Below are 25,967 nucleotides of genomic sequence, written 5' to 3' on the forward strand. Positions count from 1 at the left end.
ACCGGCAGCGCCGACGAGCAGTAACAGCGCGACAACCGTCAAGAGAACGACGAGACGGCTATGTCGGATCGTGAATCGAAGGGCTGTCTCTTTCATGGCTTGCGACGAAGTATCACACCCCTCGCGGAACAATGATCGTTCCGATCAATTCCTTTGCTGTACGTTATTTCTGAGGGAAGGAGGGATAAGGACGAGAGGCGGAGACGCACACCGGTGCGGTCGTAGTCAACCGACCGGGAAAGTCCGGTCGAACGGATACCTCCGATGCCTCGTTTTCGGGGGTGGACACGAAACGTCCTCCAACCGGGAGGCTAAACTGCCCCTATACCGACCGTGCGAATATGAGTGGCCGCCACCGATTGACGACCGTCGAAACCGTCGAAGAGGAAGACGCGTGGTTGTTCACGGTTCGCGACGATCACGACGAGGACGTGGAAGTGTTTCTCGTCCCCTGTGCGGACGAGGCGGACGGAATCGAGGCGTGGATCAACAGCTGTACCCACGAGGCTCAGGCGCTCTATCGCGAGGACGTGGGGGCGGTGGTCCGTGAGGGATCGATCGTCTGTCCGAAACACGGCTCGGCGTTCGATACCTGTTCTGGCTACTGTGACAACGGACCGGCGGCCGAAACGACGCTTCCTGCGATCGACATCACCGTCGAAGACGGACAGGTTTACTTGACTGACGACGACGTCCGCTTCCTCTACGAGGGACCGAGCCGGAACGATGACGATGGCGGGGACGCGCCGAGTTCGACCTCACACCTCCGATTTTGAGGAACAGATACTGTCGAGATCGTCTCGGAGCAATCGACACGCGAACTCGAGGCGTCGTTCGGACAGCGAACCGACCCGTCACCTCAGCGTTCGACGGACTCGACGAGTACTCTCGGTCCGTCTGCTCGTCGGTGGGGACACGGCGAGCCGACTGTCCGAAGTCGCTGCCGAACCGGCGAGGCGTGCGATCCGCTACCGGTCTCGGCGCTCCTCGTCGAAACTTAGTACCGTACTATTGAAGGACGAGGGCGGGTTCGTCGGGAGGCTGGCCGCGTGCAGCTGATGACGTCTAGCCGGTTCATAGTAAGACATCAATACAACGATGTTTTTCGTATGTCCCTTCGGCACGACGCGGTCGATCGCGTATCGGCGTACTACCGAACCAACGGCCTCGAACTCAGGGACGCGACCTCCGCGGAGGCGTGGCTGTTCGCCGCCCGGCCGGTCGAGATCGAACAGTGATCGTCCCTCAGACTTCGCTGGCCCAGACGACGTACTCCGCCGGCTGTCCGTAGACCGTACGGAAACACCGTTCGACGAACCCCCCGAGGCGTTCCTCGTCGGCGTAGGCCTGTATTCGGACGTTCGTTCCGTCGGCGTCCTCCGGTCGGATGAGTTCCTCGATCGAGAAGGCCGAAAACCCGTTCAACAGCGATTCGAGCCGGTCGAGTTCCTCGTCGGTGCAGTCGAGGTTCAACACGTCCTCACCGACCTGAATCCACGTCGGGTCCTCGGTCTCGACCTCGAACGTACAGAACGGACTGTCGCGAGCCCGATGGGCGGTGATCGCGTCCGTAAACAGGGCGCGGCGTTCCGTTTCGGACTCGGCGCGAAATCGCGTCATACTCCGACTACGCGAGCATGGACAAAAGACCGCCGGACTACAGGAGCGTCCGAACGACGAATAGCGTCACGACGCTGATCACGCAGAAGGCACACAGGACGATCGCGACCGGCGTCAGCCCGCTTTCTCGCATTCGGGCCGGTCGGATCTCGAATCCGAGGCCGACGAACGCGAGGACGAACAGCCACTCGGAAGTCCGACCGATCGCATCGAGCGAGGTGGGCGTCAACACACCGATGTTTGCGATCAACGCGACCAACAGGAACCCGACGAGGAACTTCGGGAACTGGAGCCAGAGGCGCCGGATCCCCGGATCGTTCGCCTTCCGCGTCGCGTAACCGATCGAGTACGCGACGACGACCGCCCCCAGCATCGTGTTCCGTGCGAGTTTCGTCACCGTCGCCCACTGACCCGCCTCCGGCGAGTGGGCGAAGCCCGCCGCCGCGACCGGGCCGGTGCTGAACATGCTCAGGCCGGCCCAGACGCCGAACTCCCGCGCGCTCAGCCCCAGTAGATCGCCGAGAGCGGGATAGGCCACGAGAGTGATCGCGTCGAAGAAGACGATCGTCGCGGCCGCATACGTGAGCTGGTCGCCGCGCGCGTCGACGACCTGTCCGACCGCCGCGACCGCCGAAACCCCGCAGATGCTCGTCCCCGCCGCGAGCAACGAGGCGGTCCTCCCGCGTAGTCCGAAGATGCCGCGGGCGATCGCCTCGACGAGCAGGAGGCTGAACGCGACCGTTCCGACGACCAGGACGATCACCAGCGGGCCGGCCCCGATCAGTTCCTCGATCGCGATCGCGGCCCCTAACAGGACGATCCCGGTCTCGAGGAGGAGTTTGTGGTTCTCGATACCCCGGACGGCCCACGGCGGTATCCCGACGAGGTTGCCGATCAGGACACCCATACCGATCGCAAGGACGAGGTCGTTAATTCCGATCAGCGTCGCGAGGCTTCGAGCGGCGATACCGACGACGAGAAGCGTCACGAGTCCCGGAAGATGCTGCCGAAACCCCATCAGATCAACTGCCGAAGCCACTGTACTCCGACGACCGCGAGGCCGAGTATCACTGCCCGCCATCCTCGGTCGATTCGTGCCCAGTACGCACTGATCCGCGCGTTTGGGGTCGATTCGGAGCTCTGTTCCGGAACCATTCTCGCTTGTACTCTCCCGTGTTACCGACTTCACCGTGTCGTTTCGGCCGGCGAGAGTTGCTGTGACCTGTAACGACCCTGTCGGTGCCACAACGGTTCCTGTACCTCTTTAATGCTGGACACAGGAGAGGGGACTATGGCACAGCCACAGATCCTCATCGTCGGTGCGCCCGGCGCAGGAAAGGGGACACAGAGTGCGAACCTCGTCGAAGAGTACGGCATCGAACACGTCACGACGGGCGATGCGCTGCGTGCGAACAAGGACATGGAGACCGAACACGGCACGCCACGGGAGTACATGGAGGCGGGCGAACTCGTCCCCGACGAACTGGTCAACGAGATCGTCCGCGAGGCCTTAGAGTCGGCCGACGGCTACGTCCTCGACGGCTACCCGCGAAACGAGTCGCAAGTCGAGTACCTCGAATCGATTACGGACCTCGACGTGGTGCTGTATCTCGACGTCGACCGCGAGGAACTGGTTCATCGGCTCACCGGACGGCGCGTCGACCCCGAGACGGGCGAGAACTACCACACCGAATACGACATGCCCGACGACGAGGAGGTCCGCGAGCGCCTCGTCCAGCGTGACGACGACACCGAGGACACCGTCCAGGAGCGCCTTCGGGTCTTCGAGGAGAACACCGCGCCGGTGATCGAACACTACGAGGACCACGCGGGCTTCGTCCGGATCGACGGCGAACAGACCCCCGAAGAGGTCTGGGACGACATCAACGAGGCGGTCGACGAGCGCGTCGACTAGCACGGCTCGATTCAGCACATCGTCGGTATACTCGTGAGGACGGGCATCGACCGGATGCTACCGACGGGTTGCGATCACGTAGCGTACTGACTTCTACCCGCGGGACGTTCGCCCGGCGAAGGTATTTTACCCTGACTAACATATACGACCGTATTCATGTCCCACCGGCACGGCACGACGCTCCCCCCCGAGACGTTCGAGACGCCCGATGCCGGGTTCATGGCCGCCGCGGGTGCGTACGTCGCGGCCGTCCTCGTCGCGGCCGTTCTCACGGTCGCGGCCGCGGTCGGTGCGTCTGTGGCGACCGTCCTCGGTGGCGTTTCGACCGCGGCGACCGTCGGCCTCATCGCCGGCGGCGTAGCGGCGAGTTTCGTCGCGGGATTGCCCGAACGTCTCGGTCAGCGACGACGGCGGTTGCTCGTGCCGTTCGTCCCGCCCGCAATCCTCGTCGGGATCGCTCTCGTCGCGTTGTCGCTCCCCGTGCTTCCACCGGTCGTTGCCCTCGGGGCCGGGACCGGCGCGGCGATCACGCTCGTGGTCGCGTTCGCGATCGTGACGATGGCACGGACCCGGTATGCACGAGCGATGGCTCCCGAGGACCCGATCGCCGCCACTACTCGACTGAAACCGAACCAGGACCGCCGGTGGTTCGCACTTGGCGTGCTCTGTTTCGGCGGCTACGGTGCGTGGGTGCTTGCGACCGGGGAGTTCACATCGGGGAACTCGATCCTGTGGGTCATCGCGTGGGGGGTTTTTGCCCTGTATCGGGGCGTGGAACTGCGCTTCGGTTTCCGGGAACCGGATCGGGACGGCTGGGCCGGACGCGTTCTCGATACCGATCGGCTGGCGGAGTCGACGGAGCAGTGGCTTCCCGAACTGCGGGTTCACGAGGCCGGAATCGCCATCGTCCGTCCGATGCAACGGCGGTTCGTCCCGTGGGAAACCGTCTCCGACGTTCGCCTGACCGCCGACGAACTCGTCGTCGAGCGCCCCTGTCGATTCGATATCCGCTGTGACCGGGCGGCGATCGACGACCCTGATGGCGTCTACGAGGCAATGGAGCGCGCTCGCTCGACAGTGGCGAATGACGTCTTCGTCCCCCGGACCGCTACGACGATCTGATCCCGTTCGAATTTCCCCGTACGACCGATGCCGCCGAGCGATCGATGCATCCGGCCGTTTGTTCGATCAGGACGATCGTTCGATCGACAGCTCCTCGGTCTCTACGCCCGCTCGCTGGGCCCGTTCGTTCGCGTCGATCAGCCGATCGAGCGCGGATTCGAACTCGGATTCGGTCAGTTCTCCGGCGGCGTATCGCTCCTGGAGGTTGGTGACGGGATCGCGCTCGGAATCTGCGGTTCCGCCCGTCGTCTCGCCGTTGATCCGGTGTGTGAGATACCACGTGAGAAAGACGCTGACCACGAGCAGGGCGGTGATGGCGACCGCGTAGATGGGGTCGGCGAGCAGCAACGCCGCGACGATGACGACATCGGCGAGGACGAACTTGATGATGAAGATCTCCATGATGTCGTAGCTGCTTTCGGTACTGGAACTGCCCATGATCGAACTACTACGGTAACTGAAATAACTGTGGGTGACTCCGCACCGACGGTCGCTCGGATTCAGTGGAACCCTCTCGGTACCCACGGCCCATCCCGCAGGTCGCTTTTTCCCGATTCGGCATGTGGCGAGCGATCGGTCGAAACCGAGAGGAACAGGTTGATTACCCACGATTTCTTACAGCGGGGTAATGGGACGAACCGCGGAGAAGGTACAGACTCTCATCGACGAGAACCCGAACATGGAAGGCGCCATCGCGGTCGTGTTGCGCGAGTCCGATGGCGACGGGGAGGTCGAATGGGCGGACGTCCGCGACGAGATCTCGAGCGGGCAGTGGGGACGGCTGATCGAGAAGGGGATCCTCGTCGACGGCTACGAGGGGTTCGAGGTCCGTGACCGCGAGGAAGTCGCGTCCGTCGTCGACGCCGATGGAACGACTTCCACGCCGACGACGGGGTCCACGAGCAGCGACGACGACGAGGAGTCCAGTTGGTCGAAGTGGGATAAGATGGCCGCCGGCGGGGTCGCGTTGACCTTCCTGGGGTACGCGTGGGGACCCGCACGGGACGCCATCGGCAGTACGATGGACCTGTTTCTGGGCCCGCTCAACGACGTGCTTCCGTTTTACGCCGTGATCCTCGTGCTCGCGCTGCTGACGGGGCTGTACTCCTCGCTGCTGCAGGCGAACCTGATGGACACCTCGAAGATGAGCGAGTATCAGGGCAAGATGAAGGCGATCCAGGAGAAACGCGAGCGCGCGAAGGAGCGCGGCGACGACGAGGCGATGGAGCGCATCCAACAGGAGCAGATGGAGGCGATGGGCGAGCAGATGGGCATGCTCAAAGAGCAGTTCCGCCCGATGGTCTGGATCATGCTGCTGACCATCCCCGTGTTCCTCTGGATGTACTGGATGATCGGTGCCCGTGGCGCGGAAGCGCACCTCCAGGAGATCGGCGGGATCGTGATGCCGCTCGCGGGACAGGTCGAGTGGACCAGCGGCGTCATCGGCCCGATGCAGGCGTGGATCGTCTGGTACTTCGTCTGCTCGATGGCGTTCACCCAGCTCATGCGCAAGTCGCTCAACATCAGTACGACGCCGACGGGCTGAGCGGATAGAAACTCCTTTTAGCCTCTCCGAGCGAGAGTGGATATGTTACTCACCGTTTCAGGCCCGCCGGGCAGCGGCAAGAGCACCGCCGCGACCGGGCTGGCCGATGCGCTCGGCTACGAGCACATAAGCGGCGGCGACGTCTTTCGCGAACTCGCGGCCGAGCGCGGCCTCTCGCTTTCGGAGTTCAATGCGCTCGCCGAGGAGGACGACACCATCGACCGGGACCTCGACCGGCGACTCCGGGAACTCGCCGCCGAGCGCGAGGACCTCGTCCTCGAGTCCCGACTGGCGGGCTGGATGGCCGCCGAGCACGCCGACCTTCGGGTCTGGCTCAACGCCCCCGTCGAGGTTCGGGCGACACGGATCGCTGATCGGGAGGACAAACCCGTCGAGCAGGCGAAATCCGAGACGATCACGCGAGCCCAAAGCGAGGCCAGCAGGTACGAGGAGTACTACGGGATCGATATCAACGATCTCTCGATCTACGATCTGGCGGTCAATACCGCTCGTTGGGGGCCCGGAGAGACCACCGACCTGCTCGTGGCTGCCGCCGAGCGCTACGACCCCGCCAGCGACGAGGGGGGCTTTCCGGTGACCGACGTTCGCTACGAGTTCTAATGTGCCGTGATCCGCCCGACGAGCGCTCGCTCGAATCCCTCGTGGAGTTCGGCGTCGTCAACCTCGACAAGCCGCCCGGCCCCTCGGCCCATCAGGTCTCGGGCTGGCTGCGGGACATGCTCGGCGTCGAGAAGGCCGCCCACGCCGGTACGCTCGATCCGAAAGTCACCGGGTGTCTGCCCGTTCTGACCGGCACCGCAACCCGACTCGCGCCCGCCTTTCTCGAAGGGACAAAGGAGTACGTCGCGGTGCTCAAACTCCACGGGCCGGCCCCGACGGACATCGAATCGGTCGTCTCCGAGTTCGAGGGCGACCTCTACCAGAAACCACCACGGAAAAGCGCGGTCTCCCGGCGGCTTCGGGTCCGAACCGTCCACGAACTCGACCTGCTCGAGGTCCAAGACCGACAGGCGCTGTTGCGGATCCGCTGTGAGAGCGGGACCTACGTCAGGAAGCTCTGTCACGACGTCGGCCTCGCGCTGGGGACGGGCGCGCACATGGGCCATCTCCGGCGGACCGCGACGACCCCGTTCGACGACACCTCACTGTGTTCGCTCTACGATCTTGCCGACGCGATCGCCTTCGCCGAGGAGGGCGACGAGGACGCGCTCAGGGAAGTCATCGAACCCGGCGAGCGGGCGCTCACCCACCTCCCCCGGGTGACGATCGCGCCGAGTGCTGCCCGCGAGGTCGCCCACGGCGCGCAGGTCTACGCGCCGGGCGTCATCGACGCCGAGGGTGACCCTGACGAGGAGCCGCTCGTGGCCTGCTATACCCCCACTGGATCGGCGATCTGTCTGGGCCGCTTAGTAGGGAATCCCGACGCCGATTCAGGGAGGGTCGTCGCGCTCGAACGCGTGCTCGTTTAGTCGAGGAACTCCAGTAGCCGCTCGGCGAACTCCTCGGGACGCTCGCGGGGCACCCAGTGTCCGGTATCGGGAACGATCCAGCACTCGGCGCCCGTCAGGTCGGCGGCCCGGGCCGACCACCGGGGCGGGAACACCTCGTCCTCGCGCCCGTGGACGAACCACGTCGGCGCCTCGATCTCCCCGAGCCGGGGTCGGTAGTCCGTCCGAAACCCTCCCAAATCCACCTCGTGACGCCGCCAACTTCGGTAGGCACGGCCGGGGTTCGGCCGCCGGACGAGTTCGTAGACCGCATCGACGAGGTCCGGCGGGAGGGACTCTGGATCGTGAACGATCCCCGAGAGGCTCGCCTTCGTCAATCGCCGGCTCCGTCGGAGCGCTGCCACCGAGAGCCGGTTCAACGCCGGCAGCCGCGAGAGGGCGTAGGTGAGACGACCGTTCGGTAGCTCCCCGCCGAGGCCGTAGCTCGCGACGGACACCAGCCGATCGACCCGTTCGGGCGAGCGAAGCGCGAGGCCGAGCGCGACGCTTCCGCCGACCGACAGCCCCACGAGGCTCGTCCGGTTGAGTCCGATCGCGTCCATGAACGACTCGATGACGGCCACGTGGCGTTTCGTGCTGTAGGCGATCTCGGGGCAGTCGCTGTCCCCGTAGCCCAACAGATCCGGCGCGAACACGCGACAGTGCTCGGCGAGCGGTTCGATCACCGCGCCCCACGAGCAGTGGGCGGCGTCGATCAGCCCGCCGTGGAGCAAGAGGACGGGCGGGCCGTCCTCGCCGGCCTGCAGGTAACGGATCCGGTAGCCGCTAGCGTCGGCGTACCGCTCGGTGGGTTCCATGTCGAACGGTTCGATTGGGGCCATAGAGTGTGTTTCGATGCCGACAGGAACAATCGTTATGTACTCCGGGGCGGAGATCCAGGCATGATCGACCTCGCGATGGACATGGAGCAGTACGACTGCCCCTTCATCGACACGACGGACGACCACGGGATAACGTTCTCCGCGATCCACTGGCATTTCGACACCGCTAGTGAGCGCCTCGAGACCCGGATGATCGCCGAGGCCGATTCGCACGTCGAACTCGAACGCGCGCTCGCGGCACTCCGGGACCACGACCGGCTCCACGAGTGCGATACGTTCATGAAACACGGCGACACTGGCCTCGTGCGAACGGTAATCGACCAGACCAACGCCATGCGGACGATCCGCGAGAACGGTGGCTACATCACCGGCCCGTTTCAGATCGAGGACGGCCGGGAGTGCTGGGAGGTCGGCTTCGACGACGAGCGGATCGCCGACGACACGCTCTCGGATCTCGAACGCGAAAACGAGTTTTCGGTCACGGACCGCGAGGCGATCTCGCCCGAGGAGCTGTTCGACGTGCTCAGAAACGCCGGGCCCGCCGCGGATCTACTCTCGGCCTGTCGGTCGCTCTCCGTGACCGAACGCGAGACGCTCTCAGTCGCGGTCGACCGGGGTTACTTCGAGACCCCAAGGGGGGAAACCCTCTCCTCGCTCGGGAATCGGTTCGGGATCTCCGATACGGCCGTCTCGAACAACCTCCGTCGGGCCGAACGAAAGCTGCTCGGCCGGGTCGTCGAGACGGCGGCCGAACTCGACGATCACGAGCCGGAAAACGACACCCTTAATTGACCGACGAGCGTTGTCCGAAACACGGGACCGTGGGGTAGTGGTATCCTCTGCGGATGGGGTCCGTAGGACCTGAGTTCGACTCTCAGCGGTCCCATATTCTGCTGCGAGCAACTCCGCGAGCAGCAGAATTATGGATAGAGCGGAGTGTCGAGCCAGCAAGTCGCAGCCCACGGAGCGAGCGTATGCGAGCGAGTAGGAACGGCTTGTACTGTTAGACTCTCAGCGGTCCCACTTTTCCGAAGGAAAACGGGAATACGCCGCGCTCTGTGCGGCGATGGTCCCACTCGTTCTGCGTGACGCACTCTCGCACCGCGCGAATTCGTTACAAGAGTGCTAAACATCGTCTCATTCCGCTCACGACGCCCGGAAACGCCCGTGAGTGGGCGATACGTCTCCGCCAGCCCTCCTGTGGTATCGGGCGATACCCGTGCATGAAAACACGAGGCATATACGTCGAGGGCTGGATAGGGACGTCAACGATATCGGATGGATCTGACAGCGATCGACGCGCTGATCGAAAACGAATCCCGAAACGCGATAGCGGCGTGGCTGCTCACCGGGTTCGTCGTCGTCGTCGCCGGCGGAAGCCTGCTGGTCGGCGATCTCCTCTGGGCCGGCTTTGCGGTGTGTGTCGGGGCGCTCGCGGTGCTCCCCGCGCTCGCGTTCCGAACCCGACGGGTGACGCTGCCGTGGGAAGTGCTCGCGCTCGCCTCGGCGCCGCTCCTCGTCCGAACGTTCGGCTCCGGCGAGGTGAGCGAGTTCGCGACCTACATCTCGGTTGCGGCGATCGCGCTGCTCGTGGCGGTCGAACTCCAGGTGTTCACGCCGGTCAAGATGACTTCGGGTTTCGCGGTCGTGTTCGTCGTCATTGCCACGATGGCGACGGCGGGCGCGTGGGCCGTCGTCCGCTGGATCGCGGATCTCTACCTTGCAACCGGGTTTCTCGAGAGCGAGGAGGCGCTCATGTGGGAGTTCGTGGCCTCGACGGCCGCCGGCCTCGTGGCCGGGGTCGTCTTCGAGTTGTACTTCCGGCGACGCTCGCGCGCGATCGAACGCCGAGTGGAGGGAGAGGCCCTGTGAACGTCCGCGAGCGCCTCGGGATCTCGTCGGAGCGACAACGCCACCTCGCGTGGCTCATGGAGGTCGCGCTCGTCGGGATGTTCTTCATCGGGCTGGAGCGGGGCGAGACCGGGATCCTCGTCAACACCGGTGTGGCACTCGTAGTGATCCAGCTCCCGCCGCTGCTCGAACGCGAGTACGGGATCACGATGGACGCGGGGCTGACCCTCTGGATCACCGCCGCCGTGTTCCTCCACGCGGTCGGGACGGTGGGACTGCCTGGAAGCCCGCTCAACCTGTATCGATCGATCTGGTGGTGGGACCACCTCACACACGGGTTGTCGGCCTCGGTCGTCGCCGCCGCTGGCTACGCCACCGCACGGGCCGTCGAGATCCACAGCGACGAGATCCACCTCCCCTCCCGGTTCATGTTCGTCTTCATCCTCCTGTTCGTCCTCGCCTTCGGCGTCTTCTGGGAGGTCCTCGAGTTCGCCATCGCGGGGATCGGTCCGTGGTTCGGGCTCGGGACCGTCCTGACGCAGTACGGCCTCGAGGACACGATGTTCGATCTGGTGTTCAACACCATCGGGGCCGCCATCGTCGCCCTCTGGGGCACCCCCCACCTGAACGATCTCGTCGGCTCGATCACGGCCCGTCTCGAGAACGGGTGAGTCGCGTGGTATTCAGGAACAGGGGCGCGAATCGCTTATATTCATCAGGTGCGTTCGGAGCGTATGTTCGTCGGCCACGCCATGCTCGGGTTCGCCCTCGTCGCCGGGGGCGCGCGCCTGTTCGGGCGCTCGCGCGAGCGATCGCTGACGCTGGGCGTCCTCGCGGGAGCGTTCGCGACCGTCCCGGACGTCGACATGCTGTATGCGCTGTCGGGACTGGTCGGCGAGACGGGCGGCGTCGAGGGGTTCTGGAGCGCGAGCACGCTCGTTCACCGCGGTTCTACCCACTCGCTTCTCGTCGGCGTGGCGAGCGCTCTTGGCTTCGCCCTCTGTGCGGCCGGCCTCACCTCGCCGAGGCCGACCGAGCGATTTCTCGGGTCGCGGCGGGCACGTCCCGCCGCGGGACTCGCGACCCTCCTCGTCCTCGTCGCGGTCGCTGGGGCCACGAGCGGCCCGCTCGGACTCGCGGTGATGGGGGCGTTCGTCCTCGCCGGCCTCGCAGTCACGACGGCGGCAGTTCGACTTACTGATTTCGGGCCCGTCGCGATCGGATCTGCGGCGCTCGTCGGGCTACTGAGCCACCCGTTCGGCGACCTCCTCACCGGCGAGCCGCCGCTGTTCCTCTACCCGCTCGACGTCCACCCCGTCGCTGAGCGCGTGCTCCTGAGCGCGGACCCGACGGTCCACCTCCTCGGGGCGTTCGGCCTCGAACTGGCGACGATCTGGCTGGCCGCGGCCGTCTACTGCCGGCTGACCGACCGGTCGATTCTGGCGCACGTTCACTGGCGGGCGGCCCTCGGTGTCGCCTACGCGGGTGCCGTGCTGGCCCTTCCCGCACCGACCGTCGATTCGGCCTACCGGTTCGTCTTCAGCGTTCTCGCGGTCGGCGTCGTCGGCCCCGCACCGCTCGCCCGGCAGGTGTCCCGGCCGTTTCGGGCGGCCGATCGGGGTTGGCCCGCTTTCGGGACCGTCGGGACCGGATGGCCAGCGCGTTCCGAGGGGGTGCTGACGCCGCTTCTCACCGGATTGGCCGCGATCACGCTCGCGGGACTGTCCTTCGCGGTCGGCTACGCGCTGCTCTGATCGGGCTGGCGGTACGGGCGATAGCCGTCACGCGGCGTTTATTTTCCACCGGTACCCATTGCGCGGTAGATGACACCTCCCGTCCGTCCCTCGCGTCGCAGCGTCCTCGAAACCGTCGGCGGCGGCCTCACAGCAACTCTCGCCGGCTGTATCGGCGGCCGCAACGGACGTCCCTCGGACGGAAACGACGACGAGTCCGCCGAAACCGGACGCGAAACGTATCCGTTGATGGAGGGGACCGCCTACGAGACTGCGGTTCACGTCCTGACGGCGGGCAACGGCCCGACGGGGATGGTCCTCGGGGGCGTCCACGGCAACGAGGTCGGTGGGGTCGAGGCCGCCCACGTCGCCACGGAGTACGACCTCGTGGCGGGACGGCTCGTCGTGATCCCCGAGGCCAACAAGCCGGCGGTCGACGAGGGGACTCGCAACGGTCCCGACGGTAATCTCAACCGCCAGTTTCCCATCGGGGAGGAGCCCACCACGGAGATCGCCCGCGCGCTCTGGGCGGAGATCGAGGAGTACGACCCCGACTGCCTGATCGACATGCACACCTCGCGGGGGATCCTCAGGGTCGACGAGGGCGCGGTCGGCCAGACGGTGTTCTCCTCGCCCGCCGAGGGATCGAGCGAGGCCGCCGAGACGGCCGTCGAGTACATGAACAAGGAAGTCATGGCCGACTTTCTTGAGGAGCACCCCGAGTACGCCTTTCGGGCGGCGCGGGTCGAGGACGAGGACATCCAACAGAGCGACCAGGCCCACCTGATGGCCGCGATGAAGGCGGGAAGCGACCTCGGGACGAAGGGGTGGATCACCGAGGTCACCTACCGCGGGCTGGACGTCGATCAGCAGGCGTTCCTCCACGACCGCTTGGCGATCCGGTTGCTCGCCGAGAACGAAATCGAGGTCGAAAGCCCGCTCGACGGCGAGTCCCTACAGTCGCTATAGCTCGACGCGCTCGCCGGTCTCGTCGGACTCGTAGACGGCCTCGATCGCCCGGATGTCGAGGACACCGTGCTCGCCGTCGGGTGCCGGCTCGGTGTCGGTAAGGAGGCAGTGGGCGAAGTAGTCGAACTCCTCGCGCATCTGGTTTCGCTGGTCGAATTCCACCGTCGAGCGGGTCCCCTCGCGTTCGACGAGGAGCTTCCGGGGCCGGCCGGGGAAGAAGGGCCGGTCCAGCAGGAGTTGCCCCTCGGTGCCGACCACGCGGAGGTGACTCTCCTCCGTGGCGCTGTGGCTGACCGAACCCGTGAGAAGGATCCCGTCCTCGAACTCGAACTCGAAGCTCGCGTGTTCGTCGGTCCCCTCGAACTCGGGTCGGTCCGTGCGGGTCCGCCCATAGGCCGAGACGGGGTCCCGATCGAGGACGAATCGGGTCGTGTTCAGCGGGTAGATCCCGATGTCGTTCATCGTCGTCCCGCCCGAGAGTTCGGGGTCGAGGCGCCAGTGGTCCGGGCCGTCGACGAACGAGAGCATATCGTCGGACATACCTCCGGAGACGCTCACGGGCTCGCCGATGACGCCCTCCCGGAGCAGGTCCCGTGCCCGGCGGGTCGCGGGGTCGGTCTGGACCCGGTAGGCGATCATCAGAGTGACGCCCTCGGCCTCGCAGACCGCGGTCAGTTCGCGGGCGCGTTCCTCGGAGACCTCCATCGGTTTCTCACAGAGGACGTCCTTGCCGAGTTCGGCGGCGGCCCGGACGTGATCGAGGTGGAGCGCGTTGGGTGTTGCGACGTAGACGGCATCGTAGACGTCTGTGGCCTCGCCGTCGGCGAAGGCCTCGTAGTCGATGGCGCGTTCGACGTCAGTCCCCTCGACCTCGCTTGGATCCGAGATCGAACCGCTCACCGCCACGGTCGTCTCACAGAAATCGCTCCCTTCGATCGCGGGGATGGCCTCCTCGGTCGTCCACCAGCCCATCCCGACCATCGCGAGGCGGACCGTTCCCTCCTCGCGCTCCTGCCAGTCGCGCTCGGTGAACTCGCTCAGGAACTGCTCGACGGACATGTCGTCGGATTCGGGAGCCGCCCGCTTATATTTTCCCGGACTACCGGAACCTGAGGAACTGCCGGTCGTCGGCCCGTTCTGCGGTCGCCGGGTAGACCACGAGGAAGGTCCCCGAACAGAGCGTCGAGATGCTCTTGGGGAGCGTTCCCAGTTCGGGGTGCCAGCCACGGGTCCCGCGGCGGGCGCTCAGACAGACGACGAGGTCGTTCGAGGAGACGTCGTCACGGAGCAGCGCCACGAGTGCCTTCCAGTCGGGAACGCCCTCGAAGTCGGCGTCGACGTTCGGTCCGATTCGGTCGACGGCCCGTTCGTAGCTCCTGGAGTCGTCGCGTACGACGACGCCGCGAACCCCCACACCGGTCCGGTCCGCGAGCGTCTTGATCATGTGGACCGCCTCGGCGAAGCCCGCGTTCCCATCGATCTCCGGCGGGAGGAGAAGGACGACCTCACGGGCCGTGGTGAGGGGCTTTCGGATCCGGGAGACGAGAACCAACTGGGAGGTCCGCCCGAGCACCTGGTCGATCACGTCGCCGAGCACCCGCTGTCTGCGCGAGCGGGCGCCGTCCCAGCCGATGACGAACGTCGTGATCCGGTTCTCGACGCCCGCGTTGACGATCCCGGAGGCGACGTTGTAGTTGAGTCGGGTCTGTGTGTCGACGGCCACCTCCGCCCCCGCGGTGTACTCGGTGACCCGATCCAGCGTCGATTCCGCCCGCGCCACCCGCGAGGAGGCACCCTCGCCGGGTTCGACGACGGTCAGCACCCGGAGCGGTTCCGCCGACCGGGGCTCGCGGATCGCGAGCGCCAGATCAACGAGCCGTTCCCCGTGCTCCGATGCCGTCGAGAACGGGATCAACACCCGTTGTGGGCGCTCGCCCGGATCGTCGGTTTCGCGGGCGGCGAGCGCGAGTCGCTTTCCGGCCCGTTCGACGACCGCGGGACTGACCACGCTCGCGACGAGGATCATCACCACGACCGCGTTGACCATCTCCCGGTCGAAGCCGCCGATCCCGAGTTCGAAGCCGATGAGGACGATCGCCAGCGCCGCGGCGGCCTGTCCCAACGAGAGCCCGAACATCCCCCGCACCTGTTCCCTGCTGTAGCCGTAGAGCGTTCCCGTGACCCACGCCGCCGCGAACTTCGTGACCAGCACGCTCACGACGAGAACGCCCGCGATGAGCAGCGTCCGCGGACCCTCGGTGAGCGCGCGGGCGTCGACGAGCATCCCGACCGAGAGCAGGAAGAAGGGGATGAACAGCGCGTTGCCGACGAACTCGATGCGGTTCATCAGCGTGCCGTGTTCGGGGATCAGCCGGTTGAGAACCAATCCCGCCAGAAAGGCCCCGACGATGGGCTCGACGCCCGCCACCTCGGCGAAAAACGCACAGACGAACAGGGCACTCATGACGAAGAGGAACTCGAAGTAGCTCTCCTCGTTGACGGTCCGGAAGAACCACGCGCCCAGCCGTGGGACGAGGACCCAGACGCCGGCGAAAAAGAGAACGAGACCGATCCCCAACCGCGCCCAGAAGGCCGTATCGAGCGCCCCTTGAGCCGAGGCTGCGACCACGGCAAGCACGAGCAGCGCCAGCGTGTCGGTGAGGATCGTCCCGCCGATGGCCGCGGTGATCGCCTCGTCGCCGACGACGCCCAACCGATTGGCCACCGGATAGGCCAGCAGGGTGTGCGAAGCGAAGATCGACGCGAACAGCGCCGCTGCTGGCACCGAGAGGCCCAACACGAACACGCCGGCGGCGGTCCCTGCGGCCTGCGGGATCACGAACGAGAGCAGGCCGAAGACCACGCTTCTGTCGGCGTTTTCGAAGAACTGGTTCAGGTTGATCTCGAGGCCGGCGACGAACATGAGGTAGATCAACCCGACCTCACCCAGCAGAACGATCGTCTCGCCGCGTTCGAGGACGCCAAGCGCGTTCGGCCCGATCACCGCTCCCACGAGGATGACCCCGACGATCCCGGGCAGGCGATACCGCTGAAAGAGGAGGGGTGCGGCGAGGAAGACGATCATCGCGAGCGCGAAGACGAGGACGGGATCCGAGACGGGAAGCCCGGAGACGGCCGGCCGGATCATCGCGACGGCTCACGACGCGGTCGTCGCGTTTCGTCCGACCTCTCGTCGCTCGATCCCATCGGAGATACCCTCACTGAGTTCGGCCAGCCGCATAAAAGCGGTCGGTCGGTTCAATCGATCGACGACGGGTTGATGCCGATCCGGTCCTCCCCAATCGACATGGACAAACGGTCGCTCGTGGTCAGTCTCGTCCTCCTCGCGCTCGCGTTCGTCGGCGTCGTCCACACGGTCGCCGACTTCGCCTACGGCACCGGCCTCTCGGGAATCGGGATCCCGCTGGTGGGGATTGCGCTGGTCGGGCTCGTCCTCGTGAACCGCTGAACTATTCCCGCTTCGCGCCCGGGTTCGTTACCGCACCGTTTGCCGCCGAGCCGAACTGCGCGCCGTACTTCGCGAGCACGCCGGTGGTGTACTGGGGTTCCGTCCGTTCCCACTTCTCGAGGCGGTCGCTCAGCTCTCCGTCGCTCACGTCCACCGAGAGCGTTCGGTCGGGGATGTCGACAGTGACCGTATCGCCCTCCTCAACCAGCCCGATCGGGCCGCCGTCGGCGGCCTCGGGCGCGACGTGACCGATCATCGGGCCACGGGTGGCACCCGAAAAGCGGCCGTCCGTCAGCAGCGCCACGTCGTCCTCGTGGCCCTGCCCGACGACCGCCGCCGTCACGCCGAGCATCTCGCGCATCCCCGGCCCGCCGCGCGGACCCTCGTTGCGGATGACGAGCACGTCGCCGCTCTCGATGTGCCCTTCCTGGACGTACTCCATCGCGTCCTCCTCGTTCTCGAACACTCGGGCAGGCCCCTCGTGGTGGAACTTGTCGTCGCCGGTGACTTTGAGTACCGCGCCGTCGGGCGCGAGGTTACCGGTTAAAATCTTGATCGCGCCCTCGTCCTGATAGGGGTCGTCGGTGGTGTAGATGAAGTCGGCGTCCACCTCGCTGTCCTCGGGAATCTCGCCTGCGTCCTCCAGATTTTCGAGTTCCTCTTCGATCGTGCGTCCGGTGACGGTCATCGCCTCTCCGTGGACGTGGCCCGCTTCGAGCAGACGGCGCATCACGACCGGGACGCCGCCCTGCTCCCAGAGGTCCTTCATTACGCGGGTGCCGCCGGGCTGGAGGTTCGCGATCTTCGGCGTTCTCTTGGAAATCTCGTCGAACTCCTCGATTTCGAGATCGATCCCGGCCTCGGCTGCCATCGCGAGCAGGTGTAACACGGCGTTGGTCGAACCGCCCATCGCGACCTGCACCGCGATGGCGTTCTCGAAGCTCTCCTTCGAGAGGATCTGGGAGGGCGTGCGGTCGTTTTCCACGGCGTCGAGCGCGAGTTCGCCGGCCCGGCGGGCGACCTCGTAGCGCTCGTCGGTCTCGGCGGGCGCGCCCGCGCTACCGAGCGGTGCGAGCCCGATCGCCTCCGAAATCGAGGCCATCGTGTTGGCGGTGAACATCCCACCACACGAGCCCGCGCCGGGGCAGGCCTCGTGTTCCATCTCGACTAACTCCTCCTCGCTCATCTCGCCGCTCGATACGGCGCCGACGCCCTCGAAGACGTTTTGCACTGTTATCTCCCGCCCGTCGTGCTCTCCGGGCATGATCGAGCCGCCGTAGAGGAACACCGAGGGGAGGTCGGTGCGGATGGCAGCCATCATCATCCCCGGGAGGTTCTTGTCACAGCCCGCGACCGTCACCAGCGCGTCCATGCGCTCGCCGAAGGCGACGAGTTCGACCGAATCGGCGATGACCTCCCGGGAGATCAGGCTGGCTTTCATCCCCTCGGTCCCCATCGAGATGGCGTCGGAGATGGTGATCGTCCCGAATTCGATTGGCATCCCCTCGGCGTCGTCGATGCCCTCGATCGCCGCGTCGGCCACGTCGTCGAGGTGGACGTTACACGGCGTGATGTCCGCCGCCGGGTTGGCGACGCCGACCATCGGCGAGGACAGGTCCTCGTCGTCGTAGCCCATCGCGCGGAACATCGCCCGGTGGGGCGCCCGCTCGGGCCCCTCGGTCACCTCGCGGCTCGGTAGGTCCTCCCGTTTCTCGCGCCGATGCTCCTGTTGTGGCGTGTTACTCATATTCAGTCGGGCGGTTCGAAGGGATTAATAACTGCCGATGGAGGGTGTTTCCGATCGCGTCGGCCCGCGTGTATCCCGTGGTCGTACCCGGACCACACTCCTATATTATCTAATATTTACACCTAAATTTATTAATAATGGTGATCGACGTTCACTCGAAAATGAGTGAGAAGCGATCACATAGGACGAATGGGGAGTCGAGTCGACGGGGGTTTCTCGGGGGTATCGGGGCACTGGTCGCCGCGGCTGCCTACAGTCGGGACGTGCCCGCGGCGGTGGCCGCCCGGGTCACGAACGACGAGGACGGCGCCGTCCAGCGGATCGAATCGCCCGATGGCTCGATTTCGGTGACGCTCGACGTCTCGGGCGGGGTACCGAGCTACGAGGTGGCCTGCAACGGGACGACCTACGTCGAACCCTCGACGCTCGGTTTCGACTTTCAGAATCAACCTTCCTTCGGCGCCTCGGCGGAGGGCGAGGAAGGCGGAACCGACCTCGCGGTGACCGGCAGCGAGCGCGAGTCGGCCACCGAGGAGTGGGAGCCCGTCTGGGGCGCGACAGACCGCGTCTCGGCCGAGTACGAGTCGCTCGTCGTCGGATTGGAGGAGACGGGCGAGCCCGGTCGGTCGGCCAACCTGGAGGTCCGGGTCTTCGACGACGGGATCGGGTTCCGGGTCGTCCTCGGCGAGGACTTCGTGCGCAACGCCGAGAGGGCGGTCGTCACCTCGGAGAACACCGGCTTCGCCTTCGCCGACGACTACACGGCGTGGTGGATCAGAAACGAGGTCACCAACCCGCGGTTCGAACAGGAGTACACCGAGTCGGCCCTGAGCGAGATCCCCGGTGGCACGCGCGAGACGCGCCCGACCGCCACGCCGATGCGAAACGGTGCGCACACGCCGCTGACGGTCGAGGCGGGCGACGGTGACGTCTACCTGAGCGTCCACGAGTCGAACCTCGCGGACTACGCCGCGGCGACGCTCGCACCCCGCGAGGAGGGTGGGACCGAGTTCGCGACCGAACTCACGCCGCTGCCCGACGGGACGAAGGTTTCCCTCGAACTGCCCCACGCCACGCCGTGGCGGACGATCCAAGTCGGCAGTTCGCCGGGCGACCTCGTGGAGTCCCAGTTGGTCCCTCTGCTTGCCGACCCGCTCGACGAGTCGGCGCTCCCGGAAGTCGGCGGCGAATCGGACACCGAGTGGATCACGCCCCGGAAGTACGTCGGCATCTGGTGGACGATGATCGCTGGGTCGGCGAACTGGGAGTACCGCCCCGACGACTCCTTCGAGAGCCCCGAGGAAGCCGCGGGCTACATCCACGGCGCGCGGACCGAACGGATGAAACGCTACATGACCTTTGCGGGCGAGAACGGCATCGACAGCGTGCTCGTCGAGGGCTGGAACGAGGGCTGGGACACGTATCCCGGCGACGGTTCGGGACTGGACTTCTCGGTCGACGGTTCCTACCCCGACTTCGACGTGCCCGAGGTCACCGACTTCGGCCGGAGTCTCGACGAGGAAGTCGAGATGACCATTCACAACGAGACGGCGGGTAACCTCCCGCAGTACGAGGAACAGATCGCGGAGGACGATATCTTCGCGCAGTACGAGGACGAGGGGATCCACACGATCAAGAACGGCTACGTCTCGGATCCGGGGCTCATCATCACCGACGAGGACGCGAACCCCCAGCCGACGCACAACCAGCACAACCAACTGGCGGTCAACCACCACCGACTGGTCATGCGGGAGGCGGCGAAGAACCGCCAGATCCTCGAGATCCACGAGGGGATCAAGCCCACGGGCGAGATCCGCACGTACCCCAACGTCGGGGCCCGCGAGGTCGTCAAGGCCCAGGAGTACGACGGGTTCGGCCAGTTGGGCTCGGACGTCGGCCGGGACCACCACGTCATCCTCCCGTTCACGCGGATGCTCGCCGGGCCGACGAGCTACCAGCCCGGCATCTTCGATCTGACGTTCAACGACGACCGCGGCGGGCGGATCCAAACGACGCGGGCCAAACAGCTCGCGATGTACCCGACCTACCTCGGCGGGCTCCAGATGGCCGCCGACCGCATCGAGGCCTACGTCGATTCGGGCTTCGCGGTCGGGGAGTGCCTCCAGGCGGCCTCCGGTGACCTCGACGGGATGATCACCGACGACTCGTGGCGAAACGCCTTCGGGACGAACCACGTCGCGGTCGACCCGAACCGCGTCCCGAGCGGGTCGTCGGTCTCGTTCACGGTGCAAAACGTCGAATCGGCGGGCACCTACGACCTGCACGTGCGCTATGCGAGCGCGCCCGAGGACAACGCCGAGCGCGTGATCGAGGCCGGCGGGCCGCAAGCGACCCTACGGGTCAACGACACGACCGAGGAGATCTCCCCTGAATTCACCGAGTACTGGGACGAGTGGGACGTGTTCACGACCGAGATCGACCTCGAGACCGGCGACAACGAGGTCGCCATCGAACTGCACTACGAGGACGGCGAGCCCTTCGAGGGTGACGTCGGCGGGTTCAACCTGAACACCGTGGCGGTCACCGAACCGGGTGCGCCCTCGCCGGTTCCCGCCGAGTACGAGGGTTACACGCCCGAGAACGAGAACTTCGAGACGAAACCGGAGTTCGCGTTCATCGAGCAGGTCTCGGCCGCCGGGTGGGACGAGACCCGCGTGGTCGATTCGGCGATTGGCGAGTACGACGTCACCGCCCGCCGGACGGGCGAGGAGTGGTACGTCGGCGCGATGACCGGCGCGGGCGGGCGCGCAGTCGACGTGCCCCTCGACTTTCTCGCACCTGGCGAGTCCGAGGACGCCGGCCGCGGGCGGGGTCCGCGCGGTCCGAAGTACGTCGCCGAGATCTACTCCGACGGCGTCGGCGGCGGCGTCGACGCCGACCTCACCGACGTGCGGATCGACGAGGCGATCGTCGACCCGAGTTCGACAGTAGTAGCCTCGATGGCACCGAGCGGCGGGACGGCGATCCGCCTCCGGCCCGCCAGCGGCCGGGAGCGAGGTGAGCTGCCGACCTACGAGCGCCCCGAACAGGACCTCACCTACGCGATCGACTCGGAGGCCGGACTGAACGAGGCGTTCATCACGGCGACCGGCTCGAACGACGGGAAGTTCGTCGGCGGGACGACCGTCGAGATCATCGTCGATGGCGAACTCGCGACCGTCGACAACGTCCGGCTCCCGCCGGGCGCATCCGGGGAAACGGTCGAACTGGGTTATCGGATCGACTCCATCGGAACCTACGACGTGGTCGTGCGCGATCCTGAGGACGGGAGCGAACTCGCTTCGGGGACCGTTAGCGTCGATCCGGGCGAGTCCATCGCCGAGTTCGCGGACCCGAGCGGCGACGACCACGGCCCCGGCGGGTACGTCTACCCGACCGATGGCGCCTTCGAGGACGGCGCGTTCGATCTGCGGTCGGTCGGCGTCTACGAGACCGACGCGGAGTACCGTTTCGTTCTCGAGGTCGAGAACCTCTACGACACATTCGGCGGGGCGTTCTCGCCGCATTACTTCTTGCTCTACCTGCGCGATCCGTCGCGTTCGGGTGGGCGGACGACGGAACTGGGCGACCTCGAACTCACCGCCGAGTTCGCCGAACCGTGGCACTACCGGGCCGACGCCAGCGGCTTCGGAAGCGGCGTGACCGACGCCGAGGGCACCGGGTTGGGAACGCCCGGCCTCGTCGTCGACTTCGAGAGCGACACGGTGATGGTCTCGGTCGAGAAAGAGGCGCTCGGCGAGTTCGATATCACCGAGGCCGAGATCGCACCGCTCGTCGGCAGCGAGGACAACGGCACGCTCCGGCCGGTCGCGGTCGAGGCCGAACCGTTCGTCTTCGGCGGCGCGCGCGAGGGCGCGGTCGGGAACGCCCCGCGGATCGTCGACCTCCTGACGCCGGACGGGATCGATCAATCGACGGCGCTCGAGTACGACGCCGAGTCGCTCGCGACGATCCCGTTCGTGTCGCTGTAGGATCGGCTCGATAGAACCCGTTTTCAGATGGGGGATCGAAGCGTACCCATGCCACGCGCGCTGGTCGTCGCCGACGACCTCACCGGCGCGACCGACACCGCCCACGCCTTCGCGAAGCGGGGGTACCGAACGAACGTACAGGTCGCCCCCGAGGGAGCGCCGCCCGATTCGACAGTTCTCGCGGTCAACACCGATTCCCGATACGCCGACCCCGGGACAGCCGCCGAGCGGGTCCGCCGGACGATCTCGAGAACCGACGCGCCGGTCGTCTACAAGAAGGTCGACTCCACCCTTCGCGGAAACATCACGATCGAGGTCGAGGCCGCCATGAGCGGGTTCGACCTCGCGATTTTCGCGCCTGCTTCGCCCGCCGTCGGCCGGTTCACTGTCTGCGGCACCCACCTCGTTGACGGCCGCCTGCTGGCCGACACCGAGTACGTCGACGACCCGAATGGCCCCACGAGCGCCCGCCTGCCGGCGCTGTTCGAGGGATCGGGCCGCCCCGTCGAGCACCTCGGGATCGGGACGGTCGCCGCCGGCCCAGAGGCCGTCCGAGAGGCGCTCGGCGCCGTTTCGCCGGGTGCGGTCGTGGCCTGCGACTCGACCCATGAGCGCCACCTCGAAGCGATCGCACGGGCGGGCGACGAACTCGACCGCGCGGCGCTCTTCGTCGGCAGTTCGGGGCTCGCCGAGGGCGTCGCCGTGCCGGGCGATTCCGACGGCACCGCCCCACGATCGACCGCGATCGGCGACGGCGGCGCGCTCGGGATCGTCGGCAGCGTCAGCGAGCGCTCGCTCGACCAGCTCGCGGCCCTGTCCGAGGACTGGGTGATCGCGATCAGTCCGGAAACGCTGCTCGGGGATCCTGAGCGAGCGGGTCGCGAGGCGGGCCGACGGGCCACGGGGCGTCTCGCGGGCGGCCAGCACGCCGTCGTCACGGCCGCGCCGGACCGCGAAACGGTCGAGCGCACCCTCGAACTCGGCCGGGAGCGGGGGCTCGTCGGCGAGGCAGTCCGGAAACGGGTCGCCACCGCGCTCGCGAGCGCGGCGCGTGCGGGGATCGCGGACGCCTCGGGACTGTTCGTCACCGGCGGGGACGTCGCGATGGCGGTCTTCGACGCGCTCGCCGTCGGATCGCTCTCGCTCTCGGGCGAGGCCGTCGAGGCGGGAATCCCCGTGAGTCGCCTCGATGGAGGGGTCGCCGACGGGCTCCCGGTCGTCACCAAGGCGGGCGGGTTCGGGGAAAGGGAGACAGCGGTTAACTGTCTGCGGTACCTCGGTGGAGACCATGAGTAAGCCCACGATCGGGATCACGATGGGCGATCCGGCGGGGATCGGCCCGGAGATCGTCGTCACGGGGTACCGCGAGCTCCGGGAGACGGCCGACGTGCTGGTGATCGGCGACGCCGCGGTCGTCGAAAGCGCCTGCGAGGTCTGCGAGTCCGACCTCGCGGTCGAGCGGGTCGGCTCGCCCGAGGAGGCCTCGTTTAGGGACGACCGAATCCCCGTGCTCGATCTGGCCAACGTCGACGACCTGGAGCGGGGTGTCGTCCGCGAGGCCTACGGGAACGCGAGCCTCGAGTACATCGAGCGGGCGATCGAACTCGCACAGTCGGGCGGGATCGACGCCATCACCACCGCCCCGATCAACAAGCAATCGACCGAACTCGCGGGCAGCGACTATGCCGGCCACACGGGGATGCTCGCCGACTACACGGGTACGGAAAACTACTCGATGATGCTGATCGAGGGAGACCTCCGGGTGACCCACGTCAGCACCCACGTTTCCCTTAGGGAGGCCTGCGACCTCGTGACTGAGGAGTCGGTGCTCGACACCATTCGAGTGACCGACGAGGCGCTCCGTGAACTGGGCGTCGAGGAACCGACGATCGCCGTCGCCGGATTGAACCCCCACGCCAGTGACGGGGGGTTGCTCGGGTCGGAGGACGGCGCTGAGATCGAACCCGCCGTCTCGCGCGCCCGCAAAGAGGGAATCGACGTTTTCGGACCGGAATCGCCGGATACGGTCTACGTGCAAGCGGCCCGCGGGGCCGCCGACTGCGTCGTCTCGATGTACCACGACCAGGGGCACATCCCGATCAAAATGCTGGGCTTCGCCGAGGGCGGAGCGGTTTCGGGCGTGAACGTCACAATCGGCCTGCCGATCATCCGCACGAGCGTCGACCACGGCACCGCCTTCGACATCGCGGGCGAGGGGATCGCCAGCGAGCGGAGCCTGCTACAGGCCGTCGAGGTCGCGGCCGGGATGGCCGGGGGCCGAACGCGGGTCGAATCGGGAGGTGCGAGGGCGTGAACCTCGAGTTTCCGGACAGCGACACCCTCCGGGCCGCGAACGACGTCGAACCCGACGACCTGCCACGGTTCGCGCGCGCCACCCGCGAGCGCGACCTTGACTCTATCGAGGACGTCGAGAGCGCCGCCCGCGAGGCCGTCGCCGACCTGCCCCTCGACACGCTCGAACGCGGCGCGGAGGTCGCGATCACCGCCGGGAGCCGCGGTATCCACGACATGCCCGCGGTGCTGGAGGCGGCCGTGGACGAACTGCGCGAGCGGGGGTTCGACCCCGCCGTGATCGCGGCGATGGGCTCTCATGGAGGTGCGACGAGCGAGGGCCAGCGCGAGACGCTCGCGGCGCTGGGGATCACCGAGGACCGTTTGAACTGCTCGATCCACACCTCGATGGAGGTCGCGGAGGTCGGAACGGATAGTTTGGGCCGGCCGGTCTACGTCGCCGAGGACGCCCTCGCGATGGACGCGGTGATCCTCGCGAACCGTATCAAACCTCACACCGACTTTCATGGACCGGTCGAGAGCGGGCTCTGTAAGATGGCGGTGATCGGCCTCGGAAAGCACCGCGGGGCGGAGTCGCTGCACAACGCAGGGCTAGCCTCCGACTTCAGCGAGGTCATCCAGGAACGCGCCGAACTGATACTCGAGGAGAGCCCCGTCATCGGGGGAATCGGGCTGATCGAGGACGCCGCCGACAGGGCGACCCATATCGAGGGTGTGGCCGCCGAGAGGATTACGGAGCGCGAGCCCGAACTCCTCGATATCGCTCGGGAGGAACTCCCGACCCTCCCCGTCGACGATCTCGACGTTCTGATCCTCGACGAGATGGGCAAGGACGTCTCGGGAACGGGCATGGACACCAACGTGATCGGGCGGGTGCTGTTTCACGGCGAGGACGAACCCGATTCTCCACGAATCACGCGGATCTACGCGCGCTCGCTCACGCCCGCCTCCCACGGCAACGGCGTGGGAGTGGGCCTCGCCGACTTCGTTCATCGGAGCGTCGTCGACGAACTGAACCTCGAGGACATGTACGTCAACATCGTCACCAGCGGCGAGACCACGCGGGCGCGCATCCCCCTCCTCGTCCCCGACGACCTGACCGCTCTCGTACTAGCTTGCTCGACCACCGGCGTCGCCGGCCCCTCGGAGCTTCGGGTGGCACGAATCGAGAACACGATGGAGCCCGACGACCTGCTGGTCTCGGAGCCCGTCGCCCGCGAGTTGGAGGGTCGCGAGGACGTCTCGGTTGGCGAGCCCGAACCGCTTGGATTCGAGGACGGGACACTCGCGCCGCTCGAGTGACGTTACCGGGACGACAAGGTCTTTTATCGTGGTCCACG

The 25,967-nt window shown here is 66.5% G+C and carries 24 protein-coding genes and 1 tRNA gene; 18 read left to right on the forward strand and 7 right to left on the reverse strand.

The annotated features are described in order from the left end of the window. The first annotated feature begins 341 nt into the window (after positions 1–341). Both HAPAU_RS06630 and HAPAU_RS22755 read left to right on the forward strand, forming a co-directional pair. Complete coding sequence (locus HAPAU_RS06630; protein WP_066380901.1) at positions 342–776, forward strand: Rieske (2Fe-2S) protein; 435 nt, start codon at positions 342–344, stop codon at positions 774–776. Between the two features lie 333 nt (positions 777–1,109). Next, positions 1,110–1,238 (forward strand): hypothetical protein, encoded by a 129-nt coding sequence (locus tag HAPAU_RS22755; protein WP_281177871.1) that lies wholly within the window; start codon positions 1,110–1,112, stop codon positions 1,236–1,238. 7 nt (positions 1,239–1,245) lie between these two features. On the opposite strand, the gene HAPAU_RS06635 is transcribed toward HAPAU_RS22755, so the two are convergent. Both HAPAU_RS06635 and HAPAU_RS06640 read right to left on the reverse strand, forming a co-directional pair. Further along, complete coding sequence (locus HAPAU_RS06635; RefSeq protein ID WP_066380902.1) at positions 1,246–1,620, reverse strand: hypothetical protein; 375 nt, start codon at positions 1,618–1,620, stop codon at positions 1,246–1,248. A 37-nt stretch (positions 1,621–1,657) separates the two neighbouring features. After that, the gene (locus tag HAPAU_RS06640) at positions 1,658–2,638 is read right to left on the reverse strand and encodes a YeiH family protein (RefSeq protein WP_066380903.1); all 981 of its coding nucleotides are present in this window, start codon (positions 2,636–2,638) and stop codon (positions 1,658–1,660) included. Positions 2,639–2,911: 273 nt separating this feature from the next. Here HAPAU_RS06640 and HAPAU_RS06645 point away from each other — a divergent pair, with 273 nt between their 5' ends. Together HAPAU_RS06645 and HAPAU_RS06650 are read left to right on the forward strand one after the other, a co-directional pair. Beyond that, positions 2,912–3,535, forward strand: a complete 624-nt coding sequence (locus tag HAPAU_RS06645) for an adenylate kinase (RefSeq protein ID WP_066381933.1) — start codon at positions 2,912–2,914, stop codon at positions 3,533–3,535. Between the two features lie 156 nt (positions 3,536–3,691). Beyond that, positions 3,692–4,657 (forward strand): PH domain-containing protein, encoded by a 966-nt coding sequence (locus tag HAPAU_RS06650; RefSeq protein ID WP_066380904.1) that lies wholly within the window; start codon positions 3,692–3,694, stop codon positions 4,655–4,657. A 66-nt stretch (positions 4,658–4,723) separates the two neighbouring features. On the opposite strand, the gene HAPAU_RS06655 is transcribed toward HAPAU_RS06650, so the two are convergent. Further along, positions 4,724–5,095 carry an SHOCT domain-containing protein gene (locus HAPAU_RS06655; protein WP_066380906.1) on the reverse strand — a complete coding sequence of 124 codons (372 nt, stop codon included), beginning with the start codon at positions 5,093–5,095 and terminating at the stop codon, positions 4,724–4,726. A gap of 190 nt (positions 5,096–5,285) precedes the next feature. Here HAPAU_RS06655 and HAPAU_RS06660 point away from each other — a divergent pair, with 190 nt between their 5' ends. Genes HAPAU_RS06660 through HAPAU_RS06670 form a run of 3 tightly spaced genes read left to right on the forward strand, consistent with a single transcriptional unit; the run spans position 5,286 to position 7,693 of the window. Continuing rightward, complete coding sequence (locus HAPAU_RS06660) at positions 5,286–6,203, forward strand: DUF106 domain-containing protein (RefSeq protein WP_066380909.1); 918 nt, start codon at positions 5,286–5,288, stop codon at positions 6,201–6,203. 42 nt (positions 6,204–6,245) lie between these two features. Next, positions 6,246–6,824: a (d)CMP kinase gene (gene cmk / locus HAPAU_RS06665; RefSeq protein ID WP_066380910.1), complete on the forward strand. Its 579-nt coding sequence runs from the start codon at positions 6,246–6,248 to the stop codon at positions 6,822–6,824. Further along, complete coding sequence (locus HAPAU_RS06670; RefSeq protein WP_066380916.1) at positions 6,824–7,693, forward strand: RNA-guided pseudouridylation complex pseudouridine synthase subunit Cbf5; 870 nt, start codon at positions 6,824–6,826, stop codon at positions 7,691–7,693. Before cmk ends, HAPAU_RS06670 begins: the two co-directional genes overlap by 1 nt. Here HAPAU_RS06670 and HAPAU_RS06675 read toward each other — a convergent pair. Further along, the gene (locus tag HAPAU_RS06675) at positions 7,690–8,553 is read right to left on the reverse strand and encodes an alpha/beta fold hydrolase (protein WP_066380918.1); all 864 of its coding nucleotides are present in this window, start codon (positions 8,551–8,553) and stop codon (positions 7,690–7,692) included. The genes HAPAU_RS06670 and HAPAU_RS06675 overlap by 4 nt on opposite strands. A 60-nt stretch (positions 8,554–8,613) precedes the next feature. Here HAPAU_RS06675 and HAPAU_RS06680 point away from each other — a divergent pair, with 60 nt between their 5' ends. The 6 genes from HAPAU_RS06680 (at position 8,614) to HAPAU_RS06705 (ending at position 13,106) form a co-directional block, all read left to right on the forward strand. Then, positions 8,614–9,345, forward strand: a complete 732-nt coding sequence (locus HAPAU_RS06680) for a helix-turn-helix domain-containing protein (protein ID WP_066380920.1) — start codon at positions 8,614–8,616, stop codon at positions 9,343–9,345. A 23-nt stretch (positions 9,346–9,368) separates the two neighbouring features. Next, positions 9,369–9,439: transfer RNA gene (locus HAPAU_RS06685), tRNA-Pro, on the forward strand. 392 nt (positions 9,440–9,831) lie between these two features. Beyond that, positions 9,832–10,425 carry a hypothetical protein gene (locus tag HAPAU_RS06690; RefSeq protein ID WP_066380921.1) on the forward strand — a complete coding sequence of 198 codons (594 nt, stop codon included), beginning with the start codon at positions 9,832–9,834 and terminating at the stop codon, positions 10,423–10,425. Continuing rightward, positions 10,422–11,075: a hypothetical protein gene (locus HAPAU_RS06695; RefSeq protein ID WP_066380923.1), complete on the forward strand. Its 654-nt coding sequence runs from the start codon at positions 10,422–10,424 to the stop codon at positions 11,073–11,075. Before HAPAU_RS06690 ends, HAPAU_RS06695 begins: the two co-directional genes overlap by 4 nt. A gap of 63 nt (positions 11,076–11,138) precedes the next feature. Further along, positions 11,139–12,158 (forward strand): metal-dependent hydrolase, encoded by a 1,020-nt coding sequence (locus HAPAU_RS06700; RefSeq protein ID WP_066380926.1) that lies wholly within the window; start codon positions 11,139–11,141, stop codon positions 12,156–12,158. A gap of 69 nt (positions 12,159–12,227) precedes the next feature. Continuing rightward, positions 12,228–13,106: a succinylglutamate desuccinylase/aspartoacylase family protein gene (locus tag HAPAU_RS06705; protein WP_066380928.1), complete on the forward strand. Its 879-nt coding sequence runs from the start codon at positions 12,228–12,230 to the stop codon at positions 13,104–13,106. Here the strand turns inward: HAPAU_RS06705 and gfo6 are convergent. Both gfo6 and HAPAU_RS06715 read right to left on the reverse strand, forming a co-directional pair. Continuing rightward, positions 13,101–14,165, reverse strand: a complete 1,065-nt coding sequence (gene gfo6 / locus HAPAU_RS06710) for a D-xylose 1-dehydrogenase Gfo6 (protein WP_066380930.1) — start codon at positions 14,163–14,165, stop codon at positions 13,101–13,103. The two genes, HAPAU_RS06705 and gfo6, sit on opposite strands and share 6 nt — an antisense overlap. Positions 14,166–14,205: 40 nt before the next feature. Next, the gene (locus HAPAU_RS06715) at positions 14,206–16,254 is read right to left on the reverse strand and encodes a cation:proton antiporter (RefSeq protein ID WP_066380936.1); all 2,049 of its coding nucleotides are present in this window, start codon (positions 16,252–16,254) and stop codon (positions 14,206–14,208) included. A gap of 159 nt (positions 16,255–16,413) precedes the next feature. On the opposite strand from HAPAU_RS06715, the gene HAPAU_RS21595 reads away from it, so the two are divergent. Then, positions 16,414–16,575: a hypothetical protein gene (locus HAPAU_RS21595; RefSeq protein WP_169802628.1), complete on the forward strand. Its 162-nt coding sequence runs from the start codon at positions 16,414–16,416 to the stop codon at positions 16,573–16,575. A 1-nt stretch (position 16,576) separates the two neighbouring features. Here the strand turns inward: HAPAU_RS21595 and ilvD are convergent, their stop codons facing one another. Next, on the reverse strand, positions 16,577–18,322 hold the full coding sequence (ilvD, locus tag HAPAU_RS06720; protein ID WP_066380938.1) for a dihydroxy-acid dehydratase: 1,746 nt from the start codon (positions 18,320–18,322) through the stop codon (positions 16,577–16,579). A 161-nt stretch (positions 18,323–18,483) separates the two neighbouring features. On the opposite strand from ilvD, the gene HAPAU_RS06725 reads away from it, so the two are divergent. Genes HAPAU_RS06725 through HAPAU_RS06740 form a run of 4 tightly spaced genes read left to right on the forward strand, consistent with a single transcriptional unit; the run spans position 18,484 to position 25,929 of the window. Continuing rightward, complete coding sequence (locus tag HAPAU_RS06725; protein WP_066381935.1) at positions 18,484–22,314, forward strand: glycoside hydrolase family 97 catalytic domain-containing protein; 3,831 nt, start codon at positions 18,484–18,486, stop codon at positions 22,312–22,314. Positions 22,315–22,362: 48 nt separating this feature from the next. Then, the gene (locus HAPAU_RS06730; RefSeq protein ID WP_066380940.1) at positions 22,363–23,610 is read left to right on the forward strand and encodes a four-carbon acid sugar kinase family protein; all 1,248 of its coding nucleotides are present in this window, start codon (positions 22,363–22,365) and stop codon (positions 23,608–23,610) included. Further along, positions 23,603–24,628, forward strand: coding sequence for a 4-hydroxythreonine-4-phosphate dehydrogenase PdxA (pdxA, locus tag HAPAU_RS06735; RefSeq protein WP_066380942.1), 1,026 nt, complete (start codon positions 23,603–23,605; stop codon positions 24,626–24,628). Before HAPAU_RS06730 ends, pdxA begins: the two co-directional genes overlap by 8 nt. Then, positions 24,625–25,929: a lactate racemase domain-containing protein gene (locus HAPAU_RS06740; RefSeq protein ID WP_066380944.1), complete on the forward strand. Its 1,305-nt coding sequence runs from the start codon at positions 24,625–24,627 to the stop codon at positions 25,927–25,929. The genes pdxA and HAPAU_RS06740 overlap by 4 nt, the downstream gene beginning before the upstream one ends. The last annotated feature ends 38 nt before the right edge of the window (positions 25,930–25,967 follow it).

The organism is Halalkalicoccus paucihalophilus, assembly GCF_001593955.1.
Lineage (GTDB): Archaea > Halobacteriota > Halobacteria > Halobacteriales > Halalkalicoccaceae > Halalkalicoccus > Halalkalicoccus paucihalophilus.